Raw genomic sequence first — 23,365 nt, 5'->3', positions numbered from 1 at the left:
TATCAGATGCTATTCCTTTAACATCCGATAATTCTTATGAAATATTTGTCCTTCAAGAACATAAATATGATTTTGGAAGAAATAATAAGGTTCAAAATTCATTCATCCCTTCCATATTGAATCACAACAAAACATTAAACAAATATCCTGATACGACCGCTGTTAGGAAAATAACAAGTACAATCATAGCGACAAGTTTTTTCTTGAATATACTTGCCAGCATGGTCATTTCTGGTATGGCCATACCTGCTCCTCCAATAATGAGCGAGATAACAGCACCTATACTCATACCCTTGCTCATCAGAGCTAATCCGATTGGAATTGCAGTCTCTGCACGAATATACAGAGGAATGCCCAAAACGGCAGCGATTGGAATAGCGAACGGATTGTTCGGTCCCGCAATTTTCATTACGAAATCCTGTGGCATATAACCGTATATGCCGGCTCCAAGAGCTACACCGATAAGTAGATATCCCATTATGGGGCGAAGACTTTCCCATGCGCTTGAAAATGCAAGTTTGATTTTCATTTTGAATGGGAGTGAACGCTTGTTAATATTCTCGTGTCCGTTTGCGGAGCAGCAAGTTGTTGTTTTTAGGCGTACATTCTTCACATATTTTTGCATTCCCATCTTTTCCATGATAAAACCGAATAGGACAGAGCAAAGGAATGCTATGACAAAATAAGCCACCATAGCCTTTATTCCAACCATTGCGCCGAGCATTCCTATAATGATTGGGTTAAGTAACGGTGACGCTATCAAAAAAGACATGGTTGAGCCAAACGGCACACCGGCATTCAGGAATCCGACAGTCATCGGGATTGTTGAGCAAGCACAAAAAGGAGTCAGGGCACCGAATCCTGCGGCTATAACATTTCCGAACACTCCAGCTCCGGACAACCTTTTACGTATTTTCTCTTCCGGTACATACATGAGAATTATTTCCACCAATGCGCTAATAAACATGAAAAGCGCAATTAATTCGATGGTTATCAGTACGAAATACTGTAAAGTTTCAATTAGTGTATTCATATTATTTATGTTTAAATAGATCAGTTATCACAGCAGCTTTCTTGAACTTTTTCTTGTTGTGTAGAGCAACATCCTCCAGAGGGTTGCTGGCTTTCTGAAGAAGATGAACAACATGCTGAATTTTCTGTATTGCATCTTGAACCGCAAGGATTTGAAACTTGCGAAGGACAACATTTAGATGTTTCTAGTCCTGCGTTTTCAGGAGTCTCCATAAACAAAACCAATAATGTGATTATTGTACCGATCCACAGAAATACTTTGGGTAAAACGGATTTCTTTTTTGCTTTTTCTTTTGTGTCAGATGAAGCACAGCAACTTTTCCCTTTTTTAAAGTATGCTTGATAGAATCCGTAAATTAGGGATACTATTGCAAAAGCAATAAACAATCCCTTGTATTCCGCAAAAAAACTTAGTTGTGAGGCTCCAATGCCCAATGCTGCCAATACTCCTGCAAGAATAGGCATACCGCAACAACTCACTATACCTAAAAATGCAAATACCGAAGATAAAATCCCGGCAATAACCGACCAAATTGTTTTCTTATCGCTCATCTTTTCTGTTATTGTATATCGTATATATACGATACTTGTGAATAAAAAATTAAATAAATAAATTATCAAAATACAATTTTGCCATATCGTAATTCACTCTATTGATGCAATACCGGACTTTGGGAGGTGTGATTTCTCCTTCAATCAACCCAGCATCTTTTAATTCCTTCAAATGTTGCGAAACAGTTGCCTGCGCGATAGGTAACTCCTGCACCAAATCGCCACAATAACAAGCGGTCTGCTTGGCAAGTAACCGCAATATTGCTACACGTGCCGGATGGCTCAACGCTTTGGCAAAACGGGCTACTACTACATCCCGTTCTTCAAAATCGCTTGCTTTACTATATGCCATTTACTCTATACGTTTAATTTATCGCAAAAATACGATGAATCGTCTAAACGACCAAACCTTTCATATAAAAAACAATTAAGCATGACAAGTTTTTCTTTTTTACTTGAAATGTTTTGATAAATCATCCGCGGACAAATACCCATTGTGCCTGAAATATTCTTTTCCTTTCTTATCGAGTAGAACCTGTGTGGGTATCGTCACGATTCCAAAGTAATCGACCAATTCCCTGTTTTCTTTTTGGCTTACATTTATAAATACCACCTTTACCCGGTTACTGTATTTTTGCTTAATTTCAGCCATAACAGATTCCATTTGGCGGCAGGAATTACAACCAACCGAACCAAATTCGAGAAATGTACATTCGTATCCTTTCGTGTTTTTGCTATAATCATATTGTTCCGAAATGATATTTTCAACAATACTCTTTTCTTCCGGTTCCATTCCATTCGTCATGATACAGGAAGCATATCGGGTCAGACTTCCCCGAAATAATATTATGGAACGGAATGATATAAGGATAAGAATTACTGGGATATAGCAACTGTATTTTCTCATGGAATATCTTTTTTACTTGAAATACTGACGTGTATTATTCGCAATCCTAACTAACAACAGCATAACGGGAACTTCGACCAGTACACCGACTACGGTTGCCAGTGCCGCTCCTGATTGTAAGCCAAACAGCGAAATCGCAACAGCAACCGCCAGCTCGAAGAAATTGCTTGCTCCAATCATTCCGGCAGGAGCGGCAACATCGTGTGGCAATTTCAGATACCGACTCCATCCGTATGCCACGAAAAAAATCAATATGGTCTGTACAATCAACGGCACGGCTATCAGTAATATATGTAACGGATTGGCAAGGATTGTTTCCCCCTGAAAAGAGAAAAGAATAACAAGCGTAAGCAGTAGTCCGATGATGGTTACTTTATTGAATTTGTGAATAAAAACATTGTTGAAATAATCAATGCCTCTTTTTCGGACTACACATATACGTGTCACGATACCTGCTGCCAGCGGAATAACTACAAACAACAAGACAGAGAGCAGCAAAGTAGCCCACGGAATAGCGACTCCGCCCACACCAAGCAACAACGCTACGATAGGGGCGAAAGCTACCAATATAATCAAATCATTCACAGCTACCTGTACCAGCGTATAGGCAGCGTCTCCTTTCGTCAGATAACTCCATACAAATACCATCGCCGTGCAAGGAGCCGCTCCAAGCAACACAGCTCCCGCCAGATATTGATCTGCGAGATCGGCAGGTATCCAGTTCTTGAAAAAGACGAAAAAGAATACCCAAGCAATAGCGAACATCGTGAAAGGTTTTATTAACCAATTCGTGATGCATGTCACGAGGATGCCTTTGGGACGTTTACCCACATTCTTTACACTCTGAAAATCCACTTTCAACATCATAGGGTAAATCATCAACCATATCAACAAGGCGATGGGAATGGAAACATTGGCGTATTCCCAGCGTCCTAATACATTGGGAAGAGCGGGGAACCATTGTCCTACTGCAATACCTGCTATAATGCACAACGCTACCCAAAGTGTCAGATAACGTTCAAAAAAACCTATACCTTCTTTTTTCATATATATATTTGGATGTCTAATATTAACAATTTCCTCCGCAGGTACATTTCGGAAGTTCCTTTTTCTGAATCTCTGTAATGTAAAACTCTGCGAATTTCTCTCGGATTTCATCTCTTACACGACGAAATTTGTCGGTTATTTGTTCATCCGTACCTGTGGCTGTTGCCGGATCATCAAAGCCGATATGCAGACGATGGCGTACATTTCCCGTAAACATCGGACATGATTCATGCGCTCCACCGCAAACGGTTATCACATAATCCCATTCCTGATGGAGGTATGTGTTTACATGTGTTGGCACATGCGAACTGATATCTATTCCGACCTCCTTCATTACTTCCACAGCTTTGGCATTTACTTGTGTTGCCGGAGCTGTTCCTCCCGAATATACGTTGATATTTTCATCAAATGATTGTAAGAAACCGTGTGCCATTTGGCTGCGGCAACTATTTCCTGTACAAAGAATCAATACTTTCATGACGTTCAAATAATATAATTTTCAAATTTTACACTCGACGCTTAAAAGCAGAAAATTCTCTCGTTTACCCTTTGAGGATTTCCAGCTTTGATAGTTCGGTGATATTCTTATCTGCTTAATGGGAGAATATTCAAATCCACAAATAATGGCGTGTCCCTCGTTATCATATTTCATATTCCCGGCGGTATCAAAATAGTCAAAGCGACCATAAATGTGCATCTTTGGCGTTATATTGATTGTAGTGTAAGCAGAGTATCCATTCGCATCCTGTTTAGAATCGAATTTATAATTAAAGACTCGGTTATACTCCGCTCCAATGGAAAAATATTGATTCTGGTAACCTACGAAAGTTGCGAGAGAATATTGATCTTTCTGAATAATATCCCCGTCAGTTAAAAACTTAGGTATATTGTATATATCTCCGTACAATCTGAATATAAGACCATCTATCGGCTTTACAGTTACACCTGCGCCATATTTGTAATGATTGTCCATATTCTTAAACTTACGACCTTCACCATTCGTCAATGCAATATCAGCAGATATAACCGGAGAAAATTCATATCCGGCTACTACACCTATATCCTCACAAAATGCAATTCCATACTCTTCCTGAAAAGACTTAAAAACATATCGGTGTCCCCAGAAATTTTCCTGTTCGGAAAATTGTTTCAAGTTTACCAAGCCGACTGACACGAAAAAACCATATCCTCTCCAATCCACCTGTGCGTTTTTCAAATATCCGTTGAATTTGGTATTCCCGTTATCATCGCTCTGGGTTTCTACGTTCATTACAACTTTAGCGGAAAAACCTTTGGCAAAAAATCCTTCATACCCGACAAAAGCACGGTCAAGATTAAATCCGGATACATTATTGACATTTCCCAATCCGGCTTTATAATTGGTAAATACCGTCAAGATAGGCTTTCCTGTAATCGGAAAGGTTTGTTCCGCCTTTTGAGCGGAACAAACCTCGAATCCAATAAATAGACTTATGATGAATAGAACTATCTTTCTCATTGCAAATCAAAAGAAATTGCCAAATACAAATCCTGAAACTGTTGCCATAACGATAACGAGAGCCACATACACAACCGTTTTCTTTGTTCCCAATACGCCACGGATCACCAGCATATTCGGCAGGGACAATGACGGACCTGCCAGCAGCAAAGCCAAAGCCGGACCTTTGCCCATACCCGAAGCCAACAGACCTTGAATAATAGGCACTTCGGTCAAAGTGGCGAAATACATGAATGCTCCGGTAAAGCTGGCGAAGAAGTTGGATAACAACGAATTACCTCCGACGGCCCATTCTATCCAACTGTTCGGGATGATACCGGCGATAGCCGTATTGTCATGCGTCGAACCGAGCAGGAAGCCCGCCGTTACCACACCGATAGCCAGCAACGGCATTATCTGTTTGGCAAATCCCCACGAAGCGAACGCCCATTCCCGGTTTTCTTCATCGCGCTTATCAAACAAGAGAATGACGGAAAGAGCGGTAATCGCTACAATCATCGGTACAAGCGGAACCAGTTTCGCATTGCCGATAAACAGATTGGCAAGGAGTGCGGACAAAGCTGTCGCTACTGCACCGAGTGCCACCCACAAAACACGAAGTTTCAAGATTTTGACAAGCGACCAGCACAGCAAAAGCGATAAAGCCCCAGTTATGTACCATTTATAAGTGAAGATACCGTACCACAGTCCTGTATCGGAAGCCGCCGGTGCGCCCCAATTCGCAAATACGAGAATGAGAACCAGTGTAAAGAAATGGAACGAAGTCTGCCACATCGGGCGTTTTTCGGGCGGCGGAACGATATTCATCTGTTCTTCTTTCTTGGCTTTCTCTTCCTTGCGGAAAATGAATGACATTGCCAATCCTATAATGACGGAAAAAAGTACAGCACCGATTATTCGCGCAACGCCCATTTCAAAGCCAAGAATCCGTGCCGTCAGGATAATCGACAGGATACTGATTGCCGGACCGGAATAGAGAAAGGCGATAGCCGGACCCAATCCCGCTCCCCGTTTGTAGATACTCGTAAAGAGCGGCAGAATGGTACATGAACATACAGCAAGAATACCACCAGAAACGGCTGCAACCGTATAGGAGATCCATTTCTTGGCGTTCGCACCGAAGTATTTAAGCACGGAGCCTTGACTGACGAATACGGCAATTACACCCGCAATAAAGAATGCGGGAAGCAGACACAACACGACGTGTTCCTGTGCATACCATTTTGCAAGGTCAAGGGTAGCATCAACGGCTGTCATAAACCGTTCGCTTCCGAGCGGGAGGAAGAAGACCGCCGCGAAAACTGCGATCATCCAAAAGAGGATTTTCAATTCTTTCCTTGTATCCATAGCCACATCTTATATGCCAAATATTTGTTTTATCTCGCTCTCTGAAGGAACGTGTCCTTTTATTTTCACGGTTCCATCCACTACGACTGCGGGGGTTCCCATGACATTATAGCTCATGATTTCTGTAATATCCTCGATTTTCGTGAGCTTCACATCGAGATTGTTCTCGTTGATTACTTTCTCGATAACCTGATAGGTTGTCTTACATTTGGCGCAGCCCGGCCCCAGTATTTTTACTTCTTTTATGCCCGTTTTTGTCGTAGCTGCATTGTCTCCGCAACAACAAGAGGCTGTCGGTTTTTCCTCTTCCTCTATAATCAGGTTGTCTCCGCATGAGCAAGAGCAAGGTTTCGGAGAGAATAACGATGCCCAAAATCCCTTTTTGTTTTCTTTCTTGTTTTCCATATTCTTACCTTTTATAAATACATAACCACACAATAATATACACCGATGGCCGTAAACACGCCTCCGACAATCCAATTCAGCCACTTTTGAATCGTCTGCATCTTACCGTAAAAGCTACCGATGTGCTGTACACTGAATGCCAATATCCAAGCCACTATCAAGACTGGCAATGCGGTAGCGACAGCGAAAAGCACAGGCAACAGATAGCCTGCGGTTGCCGTTGCGGACATTGGAATCAGCATACCGAAATAGAACACGCCGCTGGTCGGACAGAATGCCATCGCGAACAATATTCCGAGCAATAAGGCGCCCCAGCCGCCCTTGCGGGCCAGTTCCTCACCATTCCCTTTGAAACCGAAAGAGGGCAGTTTGAGTTTGCTGCCGAACAACATGAACAAGCCGATACACAGCAAAGCCGGCCCAAGAATGAGTTCTCCGTATTTTCCGATAAACTTCTGGATACCGAACAGGCTTGACCCTTCTCTCAATACCAAAATCAACACGACACCCAATACCGTATAGGCAATGACACGACCGAGCGTGTACAAGAGTCCGTTTCGGAAAATCCGGCGGCGATTTTCAATGTCTTTACTGATGAATCCGATAGCGGCTATGTTCGTAGCCAAAGGGCATGGAGATATTGCCGTGAGCAACCCCAATAGGAATGCAGTCAAAGCAGGAGTTGTGCTGCTATCCAACAATGTCTGTAACCATTCCATAAGTTCTATTTTAATGACGTTTTGACTTTTTCAATCACTCCGCTCTTGAACGTATCGGGGGCAGTTCGGGCATTGGCGAAAGCGTATTCGGTCAGATTCTCGTGCGTTTCCTTTCCGTTTTTCCATTTGCAGATGAACAAAGACGACCAAGTAACCTCATACTTTTCGGCAATCTTCTCATTCTCCGCTTTGGAAATGTCGATTGACTTGAAAACGACTGTTCCGTTTTTCAGTTCATCGGCAAATTGTGCTTCTACCGCTTCTTTGGCATTCTTTTCTATCGCCATACAGGTAGCGCAACGCTGTTTGCCGTGAAAATAGAGAACTTCCACACGATCTTTTTGTGGTTGTTCTTCTGTTGCCTTGTTACTTTTTGCATTACTGTTACCACAGGCAAACATTCCGAGGCACATAGCCATCATTAACATTACTTTTTTCATTTTTTCTTGTTTTAATTGGTTTTATTCATTTCAGTTATCAATTCGTCAAAATATATGGCAGAATCCAATGTTCCGTTCGTTACCTTGCTTCGGTATATGATTTTTCCAAAAGAATTAACAGCTACCCATTGTGGCGGCATTGTGATATGATATATTCTGGCTAAATCTCCATTTTTATCCATAACAACATCCCATACCCAGCCATTACTGCCGACTATCGGTCTGACCCGTGATGCAGTACGTTGGTCATCAACAGAAACCAATACTATTTTTATTGGTTTTTCCAGATTCTCATACTCCTGCCAGACTTCATTCAATTCATCTATCATTGTGATATTCTTAGGGCAACAGGTTTCCCAAAAAACGAATAGCGTAACTCCTTTTTCAGAAGCATAGTCCGAGAGCGAATGAGTACGACCTCTCAAATCTTGTACGGAATGTTCCGGCCAGTGATTTTGAGCCATTCCCGTAATTGTTGCCATTACCAATCCAATTGATAAATAAAATGCCTTTTTCATTGTATTATAAATATTTGTATTTCGCCAAACTACGAACATTGATTCCAAAAAAATTGCTGCTATTCGCAACAATTTCCTTTTTTATACATACGTTGCCCGAAAAAATCGGAAAAAAGCATAGACGCTACTTCCCAATTCTCCCGATTGATACAATATTTTACTTTCGGTGTTTCTATCTCTCCCTGTATCAGTCCTGCATCTTTCAACTCTTTCAGATGTTGAGAAACTGTCGCTTTCGAGATAGGCAACACTTCGTGGATGTCGCCGAAAAAACAGCAACTCTGCCCCGCTAAAAACTCAAGGATAGCCACTCTTGCCGGATGCCCCATCGCTTTGGCAAAACGTGCAAGTTGTTCCTGTCTTGTTGTATATTCTTTATTTTCCATCTTCACTGTTGTTTGTCGTTCGCAAAATTACAAACATTATTTGAAATAGACAAGAAAAAAACGTTTTTATTCGCTCGAAGAGAAGAATTGTTTTTAGACTAAAATCGGATTAACTTTCATCGTACCCAAATTCAGGTACAGCCCGTGATGTTCAATCATACCATTCCGAAACATTTTCCAAAGGATATTGCATCCGAGTTGCGCCAGCGTGGAGTTGATGAACAGATCCTGTTTTTCCAATGCCTCCGCCAACGAACAACTCGGTCCGGAATCCTCTTCCTTTACCCTCGCATATTTTACGAAGCGGGTGATGACCTTTAGGGAACCGACCGTTTCGTATAGCGTGGAAGCCGGTTGCCTGATTTTCTTCGGTACGGTTCCAAGCACAACCTGCCCGGAAGTCTGTGTGTTCCCGAAGTCCATCCAGTAGAGAGGTGTGTTATTGTCCGTGTAGGAGGATGGCGGCACTTTCCCCAGCACATTCCACAGGTCCAGTCTTGACTTGATATTGTCCGTGCAGGTGATGGTGATGTTTGTGATTTCACTCCGTTTTACTTCTTTCAATACCGATGGATAGAGCCTTGCCTCCGCTTTCCAGTCGTTGCCGAAAAAGTTGTTTATCCTCGTTACCAGGCATTGTGCCTTGTTCAGCCCCAAGTCCATCGGTCCGAAAAACTGCCGTCCGATATTCGCCTCCGTCACGATGTCAGGGTCGTAAAGTGTCACGAACAATCCCGGATGCCCAAGCGCACGGAGAGTGACGTCCAGCCTTGCCATACAGGTCAGCACTTGCGAGCCTGTGCCGCCTGCACCAATGATATTCACCGTCACCGGATGTTGTGGGTTCATCAGGTAACTGTCTGTATAATGTACTCTTTTCATTTCAATATGTCCTTTAGTTTCATTTTATTCAACGGTTTCAACTCTTCAAGGTCGAAAGGCTTGTCCTTTGCCCCTTTCGTTACCAGTACAAGATTGGATTTCGTGGGGTTTCCACCGCTGCCGAGATGGGAAAATTCCGTCAGCCAGAATTTCTTCTCCCAATACTCCAGCAGATTCATGTAAGTCAGGTCTTTCGGCTTTTCTATTTTTGCGGAACCTAAACAGACGCTTGCTCCAGTCACATTGAAGAACGGAGCTGCAAAAAGTTCCGTCTTGTCCGTAAGTTCAATATCCTTGTAGGCATAGACATTCAGACGGTTTTCTCCCGCTTCATAGATGATTCCCGGCAAGTGATACTCTGCATTCTCTATCTTGAGGGCTTCCTTGAAGAACATCATCCTCTTCCGTGGAGGATTGTACCAGATGTATTTCTCACTGCCCTTGCGCGGGTCGCACCACAACAGGTTGGACGGAATCCTGCCGTATGGTGTAGTGCTATGACTTTCTGAATATCCCCGTACCAGCTCGTTCATGAACTCCACCGTCACCGGACGGCCTTCGCCCATTCTTCCGCTTTCGTCTATGTCCCTGACCTCGATAAAATAACTGTTGTCATTCATACTATGACTATTATTCTCTTGGGTATATACAATCAATGCCGCCCTCGGATGGAGCAGCGTCCTCAGTTTTCTTGTAAGTTCATTCGTTTCTATCATATTTCTTTCAATATATAATGTTTATAAATTCATCCGCCCATTTGAAGAACCGTTCCGGGTAATCATCCATGATGAACAGGCGGTCGGTTTCAGGTGACAGAGCACAGGTGGTGATAGGGATAATATCGTATGTTTCCTGTCTGCTTGAATTGTAATAGTCAACAAGATACTCGGATACGATATCACTGGTGTCATAGACCACCCTTATCTGCTGCTCCAGACGCATCGGTTGGTAGTCCGGTTCTTCCTCGTAAAAGGCATCATAGCCGTATTGCATGATACCGTGTTCCGGGTTGAGGAACGGCAGTCCCTTTTTCATCAGTCCGACAATGGAACGCTCGAAGTCGTTTTGCGGGGCATAGTTTTCAAGTGCCCTCGGTAAATCCTTGTAATAGGACTTGTCCCCCACACGCTTGAGCAGCCTGCCAATTTTCCCCTTTCCGTATGACTGTACCAGTTTCATCCGTTTTTTTGTATCCTCCTCTTCCTCCTGCGGATCATCCTCTTGCAGCCACATGAGTACATAATCCGTATCATCTTCCTCCAAAATGGTGGAGATTCCGTTCGCCCTCATCAGGTTGTGGATAAATGTGATGGAAATCCTCCTGAGCGTGGGATTGAGGGATTCCAGAAATTTCACCGGGAAATAATACAAGGTCAGCTCTCCCCAATTGTGACACTTCCACAGATTGAAATAAAGCCTGCCGTTCTTCTGCTCGATATTCAGATTCATCCCGTCCCCGACAAGTTCATCCATCTCATTGTACAGTTTGGCGATACTTTCCCCGATGCTGTTGCCCGGAGTATGCGTCGCTTCCTTTTTCAACAAAAGAGCATAATTGAAAAAGGAATCACGCAGGAACTCGTAATTTTCCCGCGTGATCACGTTGATGCCGTTACCGTCGTATGTATCCACGACGAGGTTTCCCTGCGCGATCGGAGTCAGTGGTGTACTCAGAAAAGAATTACGGTCCCGCTTGGAGCCGCAATCCGTTCTTCCCTGTCCACCCCGTGCCGTACATCCCGTTGTGTCTGCCCGATGATGAGCATTGCCAGCTGTTCCAGCCGAAGTCCGTCCAATGGTACACATGATTTCTCTTTTTTACTGTCCTTCTTCATATATCCTATCCTTTGGTTCCGATGGTGGTCTTGAACTCGTACACCGCCTTGTCATCCTTGATGACCGGTCCGTGTACCGTTGCGGTTGTCAGTTCCGGGTAGAAATTGGAGTAATAACTCATGACCATCTCCGGGCTGTCCGACGGGTTCGGGTCATCGAGCGTGACCATCCCGTTACCTTTCTTGAATGTGAATGAGCGTGTCATTCCTTTGATTTCGAGTGCCATAATCTTAAACTGTTTGAGCGTAATGTGAATTGCGTGGTTCTAACATGGATTGGGGAAAATCAGGATATTCATCGTAATCCTCCGGCCGATAAGTTGGCTCTTCCTGTCCGTATTGCGGGTACATATCCTCCTGGTGACAGGATTGCTCCTGCCAGTGCGCATCATACTGTCCGCCGTATGCTGGTTGCGGCTGTTGCGGTGGCATCGGTGGCTGTACACCGTATTGCGGTTGTGGAGAAGCCTGACGCTGTGCCGGCCACATTGTCTGCTGCAGGTTACGCTGTCCGCTTTGAGGCTGCCCGGCCATCGGTCGTTGCTGCATTTGAGGCTGTGGCGAATACCGCGCAGCTTGTTGCGGTTGTTGCCGCGCTTGTGTTTGCTGTGGCTGAGCTTGTACCTGCGGTTGTGGTGCGGAATCTTCCATAAGGTCGAACAGGCTACCCGCATTCATCGCTTTTTTCTGTTCCGCCACCATTTCGTCAATCTTCTTCAGGTCTTGCGGCTTGGCATAAAGGCGTGTCTGCCCGAGAGCGGTGACGGCATCCTTGTGATTCTTGGCAGCGATCAGCTCCTCCGCTTTCTTGAGGTGCTTCTCGTACTTCTCCCGCTTTTCCTTCTCCTCTTTCGTCTCTTTGGCTTTTGCATCCTTTGCCGCCTTGCTTTCAGACGCGGCTTTTTCCGCCTGCGCCTCAAACTGCGCCATGTTGGTAATCAGACCTGCCGCTTTCTGTATCGGCCGGGCGATGGCTTGCAGGAATCCGGCGTCCAGTTCCTGCGGCAGTCCGCTGACGGTCAGCGGTACGATGTGGTTCTGGGCTTCGTCCTTCAGCCCGTTTGACTTCGGCAGTGTCGATACTGTCAGCTGTCCGTTCGCTTTGCGGATGACAAGCGTGAAGTCCACGCCATCGGTCATCATCTGGTAGATTGTTGTAAAAAACATAATTATATAGATTAAAAAGTGAATAATCGTATTCCGTTATTGGTTGAAGAACTCAGCCAACAGCCTGTCCCTGTCGGGATGATGGCATATTTCCAGAATCGGGTTCAACAGTGTGGAGATGTGTACCGGTCCGGTCGTTCCTCGCGGTGGGAACTTTACTGCCGGTTTCGGTTCCACTGTCCTTTTCCTTCTTGTTGCGGGCATCGGCGTATGAATATGCAACGGTGCCATCGGCGGTCTTGTGATGATTGTCTGGTTCATGACTTTATTTATTCTATTTGTGAATACTCGGGCTTTGGCAGCCCGTTGAACTACAAGGGCTTTACGGCGGACGCTTCCGGTAAGGCAAGGTTTTCGGGGAAAATACCGGAGCCGGAACGGTGAGGATGATTTTTTCCGAAACCGCAAGGCGCGACCTTGCCGTCCGAAAGAAGCGTTTGCCAACTTTGCCCGGTAGTTCTTCGGTCTGTCAATGGCTGTATTGACTTCTTTTTCTTCTCTATCCGTGTTGTTATCAGTTTCACTAAGTTCAGGATACAAAAAGAGCCGCCCGACAGGACAGCTCCGTTCTGTAAGGTTTTACAGAAATCAGTATGGTATATCCGTTTCATATTTTCATCTTGTCAGAAAACCAGATAGCTGAGGATGCAGAACAGTATCGCTGCCGCCAACAGGAAACAGGCAATCCGGTAGATGAACCTGAAGAATCCCCTGAAACAGACGATGGCGACTGCCGTCCATACCGGAGATATGCCTCTCGTGTACAGGTAACTGAACACGATGAATGCGACAACAGCCAATGATACTATCCGTATCCATCTGCTTGTCCTTGCTTTTTCGATACATTCCCTTGCTTTCATGACCTTACATTATTAATTATGAGGTGAAACATGTCATTTCCAATTTCCGGAGCCGGAGAGCGTACCGCCTCCACAGGCAAGGTTTTCGGGGAAAATACCGGAACGTAAGTGAGGATGATTTTCTCCGAAACCAAAAAGGCCAGACCTTGCAGGTGGAACAAGGCGGTGCGCTACCTTTGCCCGTGAATTGGAATGACCGTGTTATTTGCCTTTCCCGCTTTTAGGCTTCGGAAATGAGAGTTTGAGGTTGAAGCCCTCGTCAAAGGTGACTGCCGCGTCGAAAGATACGCCCTTCTTGCCCTTGAAACCCTTTATCAGCTTGGTAGAGCCTGACGAAAGCAACTGCTCCAGATGCTGGTCAGTCAGTTCCTTGTTCAGGATACGCCGGAACACCAGCAGCCCGCACCCGTCATGGTCGCACTTGGCCACTTTGGAACGGATGATGATCTTCCCTGTCTTGCATTTGGGACAGGTAAAAAACTTGCCCGGCATTGCCTGCAAGCTAAGTCGCAGTATCTCGCCGGTCGCCTTGCAGGTGTAGTCCCGGATGGAGCGCATGAATGTCTCCGTGTCAAGGGTATGCCCCTCTATCTGCAACAGGGCTTTTTCCCAACTGCCGGTCAGTTCCACATCCGCCACGCGCATATCCTTCACCGCCTCGTAGACAAGCATTCCTTTTTCGGTCGGTACGACACTTTTGCCTGATCGTGCGATGTAGTCGCGTCCCACCAGCGTGGTGATGATGGCGGCACGTGTGGCGGGCGTGCCGATACCGGAATCCTTTATAGCCTCCCTTGCCTGTTCGTCCGTGATGTGCTTGCCGCACGTCTCCATGGCTGCCAGCAAGGTGGCCTCCGTGTAAAGCGGCTTGGGCATGGTCTTTTTCTGCGCCAGCCCGTGTCCCATGACCGTGATTTTCTCTCCTTCGGCAAATTCTGCGCTTCCCTCGTTACCCTCCGGCTCGTCCTTGTCCCGGTCCTCTTTCCTGCGGAACACGACACGCCAGCCGGGGTTTACGATGACAGAAGAGCGGGAACGGAAATCCATCCCCTCGCAGGTGCATTCCATGACCAGTGACTCTTTCTCACAGGGCGGAGAGAAGGCTTCCAGCATCCTGCCGGCTATCAGTGTATAGACGGTCATTTCTGCTGCGGACAATTCCTGTGGCTCGATTCCCGTGATAATCAGGGCATGGTGGTCGGTCACTTTCGTGTCATCCACGCTTCGGGTGTTCAGAGCGGAAAAATCAGGCGTGTCCCCATATTCCTTGAAATCAGGCATGGCCGCTATTTTCTCCAATAAGGCGGGGATATGCGCCATGACATCTTCCGGTATATACCGGCTTCCCGTTCTCGGATACGATATCAACTTCTTCTCGTACAATGTCTGGGCGATGGAAAGGGTCTTGTCCGCCGTCAGGTCGTAATGGATATTGCAGTCTTTTTGCAAGGCTGTCAGGTCGTAGAGGAGCGGAGCCTGCTGGAATGTTCTCTTGCGTTCCACTCTGTTTATCGTGGCGACGGAAGCGGAAGTGATTTTCCGATATGCTGTCCCGGCCGTTTCCTTGTCCTTGAACTCTTCCGGGTGGATAAACTGGCGGTGCGCATCTCCCTGCTTCAACGTGATATGCAACTGCCAGTATGGGGTGGAAACGAAGTTGCGGTTCTCCTTGAAGCGTGCGCATATCATGGCGAGTGTCGGGGTCTGCACCCGGCCGATGGAATTGTTAGCCGAGCCGGAAGCTATCGCCAACGCACGGCTGGCGTTCATGCCCACCAGCCAGTCCGCCTTCGCCCTGCCGTCCGCGGCGGCATAGAGGCTGTCGTAGTCGCTGCCGTCCCTGAGGTTTTCCATCCCTTCGCGGATGGCTTCGTCCGTCAAAGAGGAAATCCACAGGCGTTGGAACGGCTTTGTATAGCCCAAATAGTCATATATCCAACGGAATATAAGTTCTCCTTCGCGACCCGCATCCGTTGCCACGATAATGCTGTCGCACTTGGAGAAAACCTCATCAATGGTCTTGAGCTGTTTGTTGGCGGTTATGTCTGTCACCATACCTTTGGCCGTCTTTATTTGCCTGGCGACCAGCCGGAAAGGTTCGGGAATCATCGGGAGATCGTCGGCGGCAGTTTTCGTGTAGCCGTATGTGCCGGGCAATGCCAGCGACACGAGGTGCCCTAACGCCCATGTGACCATATACCCGTTGCCGATACAATAGCCGTCCTTTTTTTCTGTAGCCCCGACTACGCGGGCTATATCCATTCCTACACTCGGTTTTTCTGCTATGATTGCTTTCATGTTCGGATAAAAATTAAGCCGTTCCCCGTTACCGGAACCGGAAAACAGGAAACGGCGGTTTGACATTTTTACTTGTTTATTTGTTGATTTGACTGTTTCCGATGGCTATGCCGAAGGCTTTACACCGAGGATTTCAATCAGCGGTTCGCCGTCCTTGCGTACCAGTTGAAGGGTGGCGTCCATCACCACGTCCACACCGAGCAGTACCAGGCTTAGGGACAGGACCTTCGTCTTTTCACCTTTAAGCAGGGTATCAAGTTCTCCCGACATTTCAAGCTCGTCCTTCAGTATACCGATGCCTGCCAGTTCGTCCCAGTTCACGTCTTCCGCCTTGAAAGGCGTGTTGTTGCCATTATTCTTGTTCATATTACTGACTTTTAATATTTTACATTCATTTGACTTTAGCTTAGGCTATACCCGCACCTTTGGATTTCCGGTTGCTCTGTTCCTGTCCCTGCTTCTGCGCGTTGGCCACCACATTACGCTGTGACGCATCGCGTTTCCGGTCCGGGTTCTCGTTGTAGAAGTCCAGCCTGCCCTGGTTGAAGTTCGCCTTGACATACTGCGAGATGGTCTTGCCGTCGTACCCCTTGATCCCCTCGACCAGAACGGCCTTCCCGTCCTGAAGGTCGGCACGCTGCTTGCGGGTAAGTTCCACGTCCCATACCTTTGCCGGTATCTTGAACTCGGCACGCTGCTCGAAGCCGTCGGGGGTGCGGGAGTAACTCAACCTGCCGGTTTCAAGGTCAGCCTTGATGAACGACGAAAACTCCTCGCCTTTGCGGTTCACCATGTCATTGAGGAAGATGGTCTTGCCCTCGCGGAGCTGCTGCTGTTCCTCGGCGGTAATTTTCACGCCGTTGATTTCCTTCGGGATATAGATTTCGCGTGCTCCTTCCGGCGAATCCGGGTTGTAGCGGGTATAGGCGGGTCTGCCGGTCGCTTCGTCCAGCTTGACATACGAGGAGAAAATCTCACCGTCCTTGCGTTCCATTCCCTCCACGAAAATGGCCTTGCCCATATTGAGGTCTTCAATCTGCTGCTTGGTCAGCTCCACCCCGCCTAATGACTGGCGGTTGAAGAGTTTGTCGTTCTCGAAGATAAATTCGACGCCCCTGCGCTCGGCATTTATCTGGATGTGGGCATCGAACTCCTTGCCGCTGTTGGAAATCATCCCCTCGATGAACACCTTCTTGCCTTCACGCAGGTCGTTCTGCTCCTGTTCGGTGAGCTGCACGCCCTTTATTTCCCTCGGGATGAAAGCGTTCTCCGCACGCATGGCGACCACCTCGTTGGTGAGCTTGTCTATGCTGACGAAAGATGGGATGTATTCGCCGTTGCGTCCCTTCAGTTCCACGACACGCCCCATGTTGCCCGTCTCAAGCAGGTTCTTCTTGTCTTCCTCGGAGAAGATGTGCCCGAAATACGGACGGTCAAGTTCGGGTTTCTGGCGGATGCCGTGGATGCCGAGGGCTATCTGGCCGCCGGCGGTCTGCTGGAACGACAGGCGCGCGTCGGTGCGCAACACGGCGGAACCGAAGTTCATGCTGATGGGCACGACCTGGTTGGTCTTGTAGCCCCTGAGCATCTGGTCGAGGAGTCCGCGTTCCTGAAGGTACTCGCGGGACAGCCCGAAATTCTTCAGCTCCTCCCAGTTGATCATGGACTCGTTGTAGCGGTGCTTGGGTTGCTGCTGGCCGCCCTCCTGGACTGCCTGCTGCGTGGTTTCATTTTTCTTTGCCATTTCTTCTTGATTTTTTTGATTGATACTTTGGTTTTCCTTGTCGCGTGGAACAATCTCGTACTTCTTTAGAAATTCCTCCACGGCTTTCGTCTGCTTTCCTGCCGCCATGTCATCTACAGCCTGCCTTACTTCCGGATTATCCAGCGTGTCCTCCTTGACGGTGAGGATGCCGAACCGTGTCGGGTCTTTGAGCTGGCTCCAGAAGTTCTTCAGGAAATTCTCGAACAGGTTGGCGTAGCGGTCGATTTTCAGAAAGGAGTTCTGGTGTTCCTTGTCTGCCGGAACCGTCTTGAACCGGCCGTTCTTGTTGATTTCGGACACCGCTTGTAAAATCAGTTCCATCTTGTCGAGGATGAACACGATGTCGCTCATCTGTTCGTTCTCGGTGACTTGAGGTTTAGGGGGATCGTCCCTTCCATTTTTCTTTGCCATAACTTTGTTTTTTAGAGTTGAAACTTAAAATTGTCAGTGCAAATATATAGGATGAATTTTGATAAATAATTAGTTTACAATGTGTTAGGCTATGCGTTTCATCACTTGTCATCACGTTTCACCGCAGGATGGAAAACAGAGGAAGAGAAAAGAGAGAAAATGGAGGGGGAAAGCGTGAAAACGCCCCGAAAATGGCGCACAACCGCAAGAGGGAAAGGCATAAAAAGGGAACGCTGGGAAAGAAAAAGCGCGAAACAGACCGAAAAGTGTAAAAACGAGTGACAAAAAGAAAGAAAACCTGTCTTATGCAGAGTTGGGAGCGAGCTGTCTTTAGTCCCCGCTTTCTTGTGGCACTCTATAAGACAGGAGGCAGTGTAAGGTTGGGAAATGATAGTATGGCATAAAGCATTGGGACAACATTAACCGATAAAATATAGCCGTCATGTTGTTTTTTAGAATTGTCCTATGCGTCGTAGGTCGCTTCGCTTGCTAAGTCCCGACCCATTCTCAACTCGGACGGCGATACCGGAGCGTTTTTTCGGGTGAAAAATTACCGCAGGGAATTTTTTGCGCGAAAACCGGAGGCCTGAACGTGGAAGGTATCGTTCCTCCGAGTTAACTTATCAATGGGACTTGACAAGGGAAGCGCACTTAGGATGGAATTTTATGGAGGAATATGGAATAAGGCGCTATCGCATTGTTGATGAGTGCCATAGATAATTGCTTTTTGATTACTTTTGTAGAGCGATGCGCTTAAGAAGTAGTTTTGTTCACTCTTGGATAATTGTTCATTAAAAATGAACACAATTAAATAATGAACAAACATTAGATTTATATTACTATCATTCAGATGCTTGCGTATTTCTATTGGAGGAATCTGGTACTTTTCCCGATTTTTTCCAATAAATGATTTGGTAAGAAATGATTTGCTTTGCAGACTTTTGGCACTATCCTGTATTAGTGCTGAAAGTTAGTAAAACAAATCCATAGAAGAACCGAAATAAATTTTAATATTTAATCCTTGCGGATTTTTCGCAAAAAATGGGAAATAAATTTGCCCATACGGAATTAAAACACTACTTTTGCAAAAAAGCAGCGGAATTATGATATTAAATCTGGAATTCAAAAATTATCGTTCGTTCAAGGGCATTTGTTCGTTTACAACGGAACCGACCTCTTCAAAAGCAAAGGCCGAAAATCTGTGTGACGTGGAAACCATTGCAGAGGGAAACAAGAAAGCATTGAAGATATCTTTAATCTTTGGTGCCAATGCTTCCGGTAAGACCAATATAATAAAGTTCCTGTATGGATTCAGACGTTGGGTTCTGAATTTGGATAATCGTGTCGGTGAAAACATAACTTTGTATCAGCCTTTCAAGTTTGACAGTGCAACCGTAAATGCTCCCATTGAATTTGCAATGGAGTTTATAGCACAAAAAGTGAGGTATAAGTATGAAGTCCGTTTTACCAGGCTGCAAATTGAAGCGGAGTCATTGATATCATACCCCAATGGCAAGCAGACACAACTTTTTGAAAGAATCTTGCTTCCTGAAGATAAAGAATCCGACACTTTGAAATTCGGAGCAAGTCTTTCTACTTTCAAGCCCTTTCAGGTATTCAAGAATCAGTTGTTGATCTCAAAATTTTTGAAAGATACCCCTTGTGAGCCGATAACCAACGCTGCAAGATATCTGGCGGATATTGTCATATCAAACGGCTTTCATGAAGATACAATGCTTGGAGAGGACAAGGAAATGCTCCGATGGCTGTATTCACATCCGGATAACAAGAAGATGCTTGCAGAATTCTTGTCCTTTGCAGATACAGGATTGGCGGATTTTCAATTGGAAAAACGTAGTGATGGCGTGGAGGTCACAAGTCTGCACGGATTGTATAAGGATGGTGAGGATTCAGGCAAAACTACTGATTTGCCGTTGAAAGAAGAATCTTTTGGTACAAGGGCCTTGTTTATCATCGGCTGTCATATATTGCAGGCATTGCAGAACGGAAGTCCATTCTTTATAGATGAAATGGATTCGGGACTTCATTCTTATATCACAAAATTGATAGTGGATATTTTCCGGAACGAAAGAATCAACAAGCACAATGCCCAGTTAGTCTTTACCACCCATGATGTGAATCTTCTTGACCAAAATACGATTCGTAAGGATCAGGTGTGGTTTACGGAAAAGGATAAATACGGTGTGTCTGAAATATTCTCCTTGTCTGATTTTGATGATGTAAGAGAAGATACCTTGTTTGCCAAATGGTATTTGAACAACAAATTTGGAGGTGTACCTTCATTGCAATCATTAGAAAAACTTTTTGTGGAGAATGGCGAGAAATAACGAAAATACGCGTCATAGCAATTATGTCATAAGAATAGTGTGCGAAGGCAATAAGACCGAACCACTATTCTTCACAAGTCTGTGCGACCTGTATTGTAAAGACAAAGGTGCTATGGACGTGCGAACCATTCCCCAACCTTATATACCGGAGGACGAAAAGCCGGAAAATTCTGCACGCGGTAATTATAAAGGTAAAAAGCGCAAAATCAAAACCAGAAATAACCCTGTTGAGGATGTAGTGATAGCTGGAGTACCTCCGTTAAAGTGGGTGCTATATGCCAGACAAATTTTATCGGAGGGAGTGGATGAATCCTGGGCGGTCTATGATAAGGACAAACATCCGAAACATGAAGAAGCCTATCTGGAAGCAAATAAAGTAATTGACGGCAAGAAAGTCAATATAGCTTTTTCAAGCCGTAGCTTTGAATACTACCTGTTATTGCATTTTGAATACATTTACCATTGTTTCAATGAAACAGAATGCGGTGAAAAAGTGCGCGGCAAAAAGCATATATTTGAATGTGGAACAGGAAAGAATCCGGGAAAGGATTGTGATGGCAAGAATTGTATAAACGGTTATGCAAGGAAAAAGGGATATTGGCAGGAAACCAAATCTTCGGAGTCCACATTCCCTCTTGTCAAAGATAATTTGGTGAAGGGTATCGTCAACGCATGTAGGCTAAGGGCGGAAAGTGATTTGAAAACAAGAGAGCCTATCTATAACAGGAATCCTTATACGAATGTAGATATCCTTGTCGGCAGACTGATTGGAAAAGTAACAATTGCTTATGGTGACGCATTTTCGTATAAAGAACGTGGATGCAATTGGTCTGTCACTTTGAATGAAGACGGTTTGACCATAACGAATCACAAGTACGGATTTGAGCATTTTGGCAAAGGGCTGTTTGTCGTATATGATTGGAAAACCAAGTCCAAAAAAGAATTGAATGTGGATACGTTTTTATTGCAAGCGAATGAGATAAAACAACTGCCTTGCAAACTTGAAGCAACACAAGTTATTTCTATTCAGGTGAATCCGGAAAAAGAGATATTGTTGTTACCTAAATTTGCCATATAAGAATTTAATCCTTGAATTTTGCAGAAAATTCGCAAAAACTAAGTCTTAATTCTCATAACAAGGATTTAATTTCCGGATTCTGTAAATTGAGTTTACGAGTCAATGTACCAAAAAGGTGCAAAAATAATCAGATATTGATTACCTCTGCACCATTTTCGCACAGTTACAGATAAAGCAGTATGATGAAAATTTAGGTATGAATGCTCCAGCCGTGGAACGGTTCCATGATTACGGCAAAGGATTCATCCGGTTTGCCATGGTATAGCAATCCACCGACAACACCCTTGCTTCCGTCCGCAGCCACTTCAGCAAAACCGAATGAATACGGAGCGAAATCCCAATAGAGTTCAATTTCATACCTGCCGTTGGAGTTCTTCTCCCATTGTTTGAGACGTTCGATACATTTCTGAAAGGTTGTGTCGCCAATGCTGTTGGCATACTCCACGACCTTATCGTAGTGTTCCTGACATTTGATTTTCATATCCGATAATTTTAAGTTGTTTGTAACAGTTCTTCATATATGCCGAAACCGAGGCACTCTGCTATGGTAAAGTCCTCCATGCTTTTATCCGCCAATGATTTCAGGTCATCTACCCCGTTGCAGTAATAGAATATCTCGTCATCCATTTTCGTATTGGAGTCCATAGACAAGGCAATCCTTACCTCTACCGTTTCCAGAGTGTCGTTCCATCGGATTGTACAATCGGCATAATGAGGTTCACGCCCCTGTCCGCTGTAGAATTTCAGATAAAGGCCGCCAATTTCCTGTCTGACTTCACCGGGCTTTTTCCATGTACTGTCATCCACGATTTCAAAGCCCATTCCTTCAACCAACAGGCACGTGCCGTTGTCATTGACCATCATGGTACGTTTGCCGATATGCCTTTCACGTTTTTCAGCCCAATCCGGCAAGTCCCAACGCTCCACAGTCCAGATTCCACGGTAGTCTTCCGGAATGGCGTTGTATTCACTTAATGTTATCTTTCTCATATTCATCTGATTTATAAATTACAAAACTTGACCGTATAAGTCTTGCACGGTTTCCCGAAAGCAGGATAACGGTCGAACTCATTGTATGATTCCCAGTCCACGCTCATCGTGTACCCGTTCGGGAAGTTTTCAGTGATAAACCGGGTTATCAAATCCTTGTCTTCATCGGTCAGGAAGAGTTCTTCTTCGATGCCGTATTCCAATGAAAAAATCGCCCATTCGGGAATGTTGTCCCAAACGAGCGTTTCCTTTTTATTGTCATCCATGGTTCCTTTATTTATTGGGGTAATGCGGTAAGTCTACTGATAATGCCTTCAAGTTCGGTTTCCCATTTCCCGTCACCGTTCCCGAAAGAGGGATAAGTCAGCTGGTGCCAGTTGTGGTAGTCAAAGAGTTTCATCCTCAGCGGATAGTAGTCAAATAGCTTCTTGCCGTTGAAGAAAATACGAATATGGTTAATTCCCACATTCATTGCGCTCAGACCATGACCGACGAGAATCTCATGGAATCTTTCCATCGGTGTAAAGTTGCTTCTCTTTTTCATGCCTTTTTATATTTATAGTTTAACAATACATTCTGTACAATTCGCTATCAGACAGTGTTCTCAGTTCTTCTTCTGTACAAAAGCCGTCAATTTCTTCACACGCTTCCATTGCCTCATATATGCCGTTACGCATATCGTTTATAAGTTCATCCCGTAGGCTCTCCACGGATACCCTGAATGTCTGTCTTTCGGTATCTATTTTCCTGACGGGATAGGCACATCCTTTCCAATGAATCTGTCCGATGACTATATTTTCCATATCCCCGGAAATTTGACTCAACAGTCCTTTTGTAGCATTGTTCACATTTGTTGTACACATGACCATCTGTTTTTTTT

General features: G+C 45.2%; 31 protein-coding genes. 2 read left to right on the top strand and 29 right to left on the bottom strand.

All coding sequences use genetic code 11. The annotated features are described in order from the left end of the window. Positions 1-121 precede the first annotated feature (121 nt). From DWZ03_RS15005 to DWZ03_RS14890, 24 genes are all read right to left on the bottom strand, one after another. Positions 122-1,033 carry a permease gene (locus DWZ03_RS15005; RefSeq protein WP_117865885.1) on the bottom strand — a complete coding sequence of 304 codons (912 nt, stop codon included), beginning with the start codon at positions 1,031-1,033 and terminating at the stop codon, positions 122-124. A 20-nt stretch (positions 1,034-1,053) separates the two neighbouring features. Continuing rightward, a complete protein-coding gene (locus tag DWZ03_RS20045) occupies positions 1,054-1,584 on the bottom strand; it encodes a MerC domain-containing protein (RefSeq protein WP_165859867.1) in 531 nt (176 codons plus the stop codon). A gap of 49 nt (positions 1,585-1,633) precedes the next feature. Next, a complete protein-coding gene (locus tag DWZ03_RS14995; protein WP_117865883.1) occupies positions 1,634-1,936 on the bottom strand; it encodes an ArsR/SmtB family transcription factor in 303 nt (100 codons plus the stop codon). Positions 1,937-2,035: 99 nt separating this feature from the next. Further along, entirely contained in the window at positions 2,036-2,377 is a 342-nt protein-coding gene (locus DWZ03_RS14990; RefSeq protein WP_165859866.1) for a thioredoxin family protein, read from the bottom strand. Between the two features lie 126 nt (positions 2,378-2,503). Beyond that, complete coding sequence (gene arsB / locus DWZ03_RS14985) at positions 2,504-3,538, bottom strand: ACR3 family arsenite efflux transporter (protein WP_120130349.1); 1,035 nt, start codon at positions 3,536-3,538, stop codon at positions 2,504-2,506. 22 nt (positions 3,539-3,560) lie between these two features. Next, complete coding sequence (locus DWZ03_RS14980) at positions 3,561-4,016, bottom strand: arsenate reductase ArsC (protein WP_099290201.1); 456 nt, start codon at positions 4,014-4,016, stop codon at positions 3,561-3,563. 21 nt (positions 4,017-4,037) lie between these two features. Beyond that, entirely contained in the window at positions 4,038-5,036 is a 999-nt protein-coding gene (locus DWZ03_RS14975; protein WP_117865881.1) for a hypothetical protein, read from the bottom strand. A gap of 6 nt (positions 5,037-5,042) precedes the next feature. Next, positions 5,043-6,383: a permease gene (locus tag DWZ03_RS14970; RefSeq protein WP_120130348.1), complete on the bottom strand. Its 1,341-nt coding sequence runs from the start codon at positions 6,381-6,383 to the stop codon at positions 5,043-5,045. A gap of 9 nt (positions 6,384-6,392) precedes the next feature. After that, a complete protein-coding gene (locus DWZ03_RS20260; RefSeq protein ID WP_243634967.1) occupies positions 6,393-6,629 on the bottom strand; it encodes a thioredoxin family protein in 237 nt (78 codons plus the stop codon). Positions 6,630-6,799: 170 nt separating this feature from the next. Beyond that, a complete protein-coding gene (locus tag DWZ03_RS14960; RefSeq protein WP_117865875.1) occupies positions 6,800-7,507 on the bottom strand; it encodes an aromatic aminobenezylarsenical efflux permease ArsG family transporter in 708 nt (235 codons plus the stop codon). A 5-nt stretch (positions 7,508-7,512) separates the two neighbouring features. Beyond that, the gene (locus DWZ03_RS14955) at positions 7,513-7,947 is read right to left on the bottom strand and encodes a nitrophenyl compound nitroreductase subunit ArsF family protein (RefSeq protein ID WP_117865873.1); all 435 of its coding nucleotides are present in this window, start codon (positions 7,945-7,947) and stop codon (positions 7,513-7,515) included. 11 nt (positions 7,948-7,958) lie between these two features. After that, positions 7,959-8,465: a TlpA family protein disulfide reductase gene (locus tag DWZ03_RS14950; RefSeq protein WP_165859865.1), complete on the bottom strand. Its 507-nt coding sequence runs from the start codon at positions 8,463-8,465 to the stop codon at positions 7,959-7,961. Positions 8,466-8,524: 59 nt separating this feature from the next. Next, positions 8,525-8,851: an ArsR/SmtB family transcription factor gene (locus DWZ03_RS14945; protein ID WP_117865869.1), complete on the bottom strand. Its 327-nt coding sequence runs from the start codon at positions 8,849-8,851 to the stop codon at positions 8,525-8,527. 93 nt (positions 8,852-8,944) lie between these two features. Next, positions 8,945-9,733, bottom strand: coding sequence for a PRTRC system ThiF family protein (locus tag DWZ03_RS14940; protein WP_117865867.1), 789 nt, complete (start codon positions 9,731-9,733; stop codon positions 8,945-8,947). Then, complete coding sequence (locus DWZ03_RS14935; protein WP_117865865.1) at positions 9,730-10,449, bottom strand: prokaryotic E2 ligase family D protein; 720 nt, start codon at positions 10,447-10,449, stop codon at positions 9,730-9,732. Before DWZ03_RS14935 ends, DWZ03_RS14940 begins: the two co-directional genes overlap by 4 nt. Before the next feature lie 7 nt (positions 10,450-10,456). Next, entirely contained in the window at positions 10,457-11,539 is a 1,083-nt protein-coding gene (locus DWZ03_RS14930; RefSeq protein ID WP_120130346.1) for a hypothetical protein, read from the bottom strand. Between the two features lie 34 nt (positions 11,540-11,573). Further along, complete coding sequence (locus tag DWZ03_RS14925; RefSeq protein WP_120130345.1) at positions 11,574-11,795, bottom strand: PRTRC system protein C; 222 nt, start codon at positions 11,793-11,795, stop codon at positions 11,574-11,576. Between the two features lie 4 nt (positions 11,796-11,799). Then, the gene (locus DWZ03_RS14920; protein WP_120130344.1) at positions 11,800-12,735 is read right to left on the bottom strand and encodes a PRTRC system protein E; all 936 of its coding nucleotides are present in this window, start codon (positions 12,733-12,735) and stop codon (positions 11,800-11,802) included. A gap of 36 nt (positions 12,736-12,771) precedes the next feature. Continuing rightward, a complete protein-coding gene (locus DWZ03_RS14915) occupies positions 12,772-12,996 on the bottom strand; it encodes a hypothetical protein (protein ID WP_120130378.1) in 225 nt (74 codons plus the stop codon). Between the two features lie 50 nt (positions 12,997-13,046). Further along, positions 13,047-13,346, bottom strand: coding sequence for a hypothetical protein (locus DWZ03_RS14910; protein WP_207805214.1), 300 nt, complete (start codon positions 13,344-13,346; stop codon positions 13,047-13,049). Between the two features lie 12 nt (positions 13,347-13,358). Next, entirely contained in the window at positions 13,359-13,595 is a 237-nt protein-coding gene (locus tag DWZ03_RS14905; protein WP_120130343.1) for a hypothetical protein, read from the bottom strand. 201 nt (positions 13,596-13,796) lie between these two features. Continuing rightward, on the bottom strand, positions 13,797-15,893 hold the full coding sequence (locus DWZ03_RS14900) for a type IA DNA topoisomerase (RefSeq protein ID WP_207805213.1): 2,097 nt from the start codon (positions 15,891-15,893) through the stop codon (positions 13,797-13,799). Positions 15,894-15,998: 105 nt separating this feature from the next. Continuing rightward, positions 15,999-16,259: a DUF4099 domain-containing protein gene (locus DWZ03_RS14895; RefSeq protein WP_120130341.1), complete on the bottom strand. Its 261-nt coding sequence runs from the start codon at positions 16,257-16,259 to the stop codon at positions 15,999-16,001. A gap of 40 nt (positions 16,260-16,299) precedes the next feature. Next, positions 16,300-18,069 (bottom strand): DUF3945 domain-containing protein, encoded by a 1,770-nt coding sequence (locus DWZ03_RS14890; protein ID WP_117865847.1) that lies wholly within the window; start codon positions 18,067-18,069, stop codon positions 16,300-16,302. Between the two features lie 1,103 nt (positions 18,070-19,172). Between DWZ03_RS14890 and DWZ03_RS14880 the strand changes: the two genes are divergently transcribed. Continuing rightward, positions 19,173-20,417, top strand: coding sequence for an AAA family ATPase (locus DWZ03_RS14880; protein WP_117865846.1), 1,245 nt, complete (start codon positions 19,173-19,175; stop codon positions 20,415-20,417). After that, entirely contained in the window at positions 20,404-21,495 is a 1,092-nt protein-coding gene (locus DWZ03_RS14875; protein WP_120130340.1) for an RloB family protein, read from the top strand. Before DWZ03_RS14880 ends, DWZ03_RS14875 begins: the two co-directional genes overlap by 14 nt. 190 nt (positions 21,496-21,685) lie before the next feature. On the opposite strand, the gene DWZ03_RS14870 is transcribed toward DWZ03_RS14875, so the two are convergent. From DWZ03_RS14870 to DWZ03_RS14850, 5 genes are read right to left on the bottom strand one after another with little or no spacing between them, the layout of a single operon-like run. Then, complete coding sequence (locus tag DWZ03_RS14870) at positions 21,686-21,976, bottom strand: DUF4120 family protein (RefSeq protein ID WP_117865842.1); 291 nt, start codon at positions 21,974-21,976, stop codon at positions 21,686-21,688. A gap of 11 nt (positions 21,977-21,987) precedes the next feature. Then, positions 21,988-22,485 (bottom strand): hypothetical protein, encoded by a 498-nt coding sequence (locus tag DWZ03_RS14865; RefSeq protein WP_117866016.1) that lies wholly within the window; start codon positions 22,483-22,485, stop codon positions 21,988-21,990. Positions 22,486-22,496: 11 nt separating this feature from the next. After that, on the bottom strand, positions 22,497-22,751 hold the full coding sequence (locus tag DWZ03_RS14860; protein ID WP_117865840.1) for a DUF6926 domain-containing protein: 255 nt from the start codon (positions 22,749-22,751) through the stop codon (positions 22,497-22,499). Between the two features lie 11 nt (positions 22,752-22,762). Then, complete coding sequence (locus DWZ03_RS14855; protein WP_117865838.1) at positions 22,763-23,029, bottom strand: hypothetical protein; 267 nt, start codon at positions 23,027-23,029, stop codon at positions 22,763-22,765. A 19-nt stretch (positions 23,030-23,048) separates the two neighbouring features. After that, on the bottom strand, positions 23,049-23,348 hold the full coding sequence (locus DWZ03_RS14850; RefSeq protein WP_229032167.1) for a hypothetical protein: 300 nt from the start codon (positions 23,346-23,348) through the stop codon (positions 23,049-23,051). Positions 23,349-23,365 lie beyond the last annotated feature (17 nt).

Origin of the sequence: Bacteroides sp. AF29-11, assembly GCF_003602895.1 — a bacterium.
Classification (GTDB): domain Bacteria; phylum Bacteroidota; class Bacteroidia; order Bacteroidales; family Bacteroidaceae; genus Bacteroides; species Bacteroides uniformis.
The sequence above is the reverse complement of the archived record's forward strand: the minus strand, read 5'-3'. Positions and strand labels throughout refer to the sequence as shown.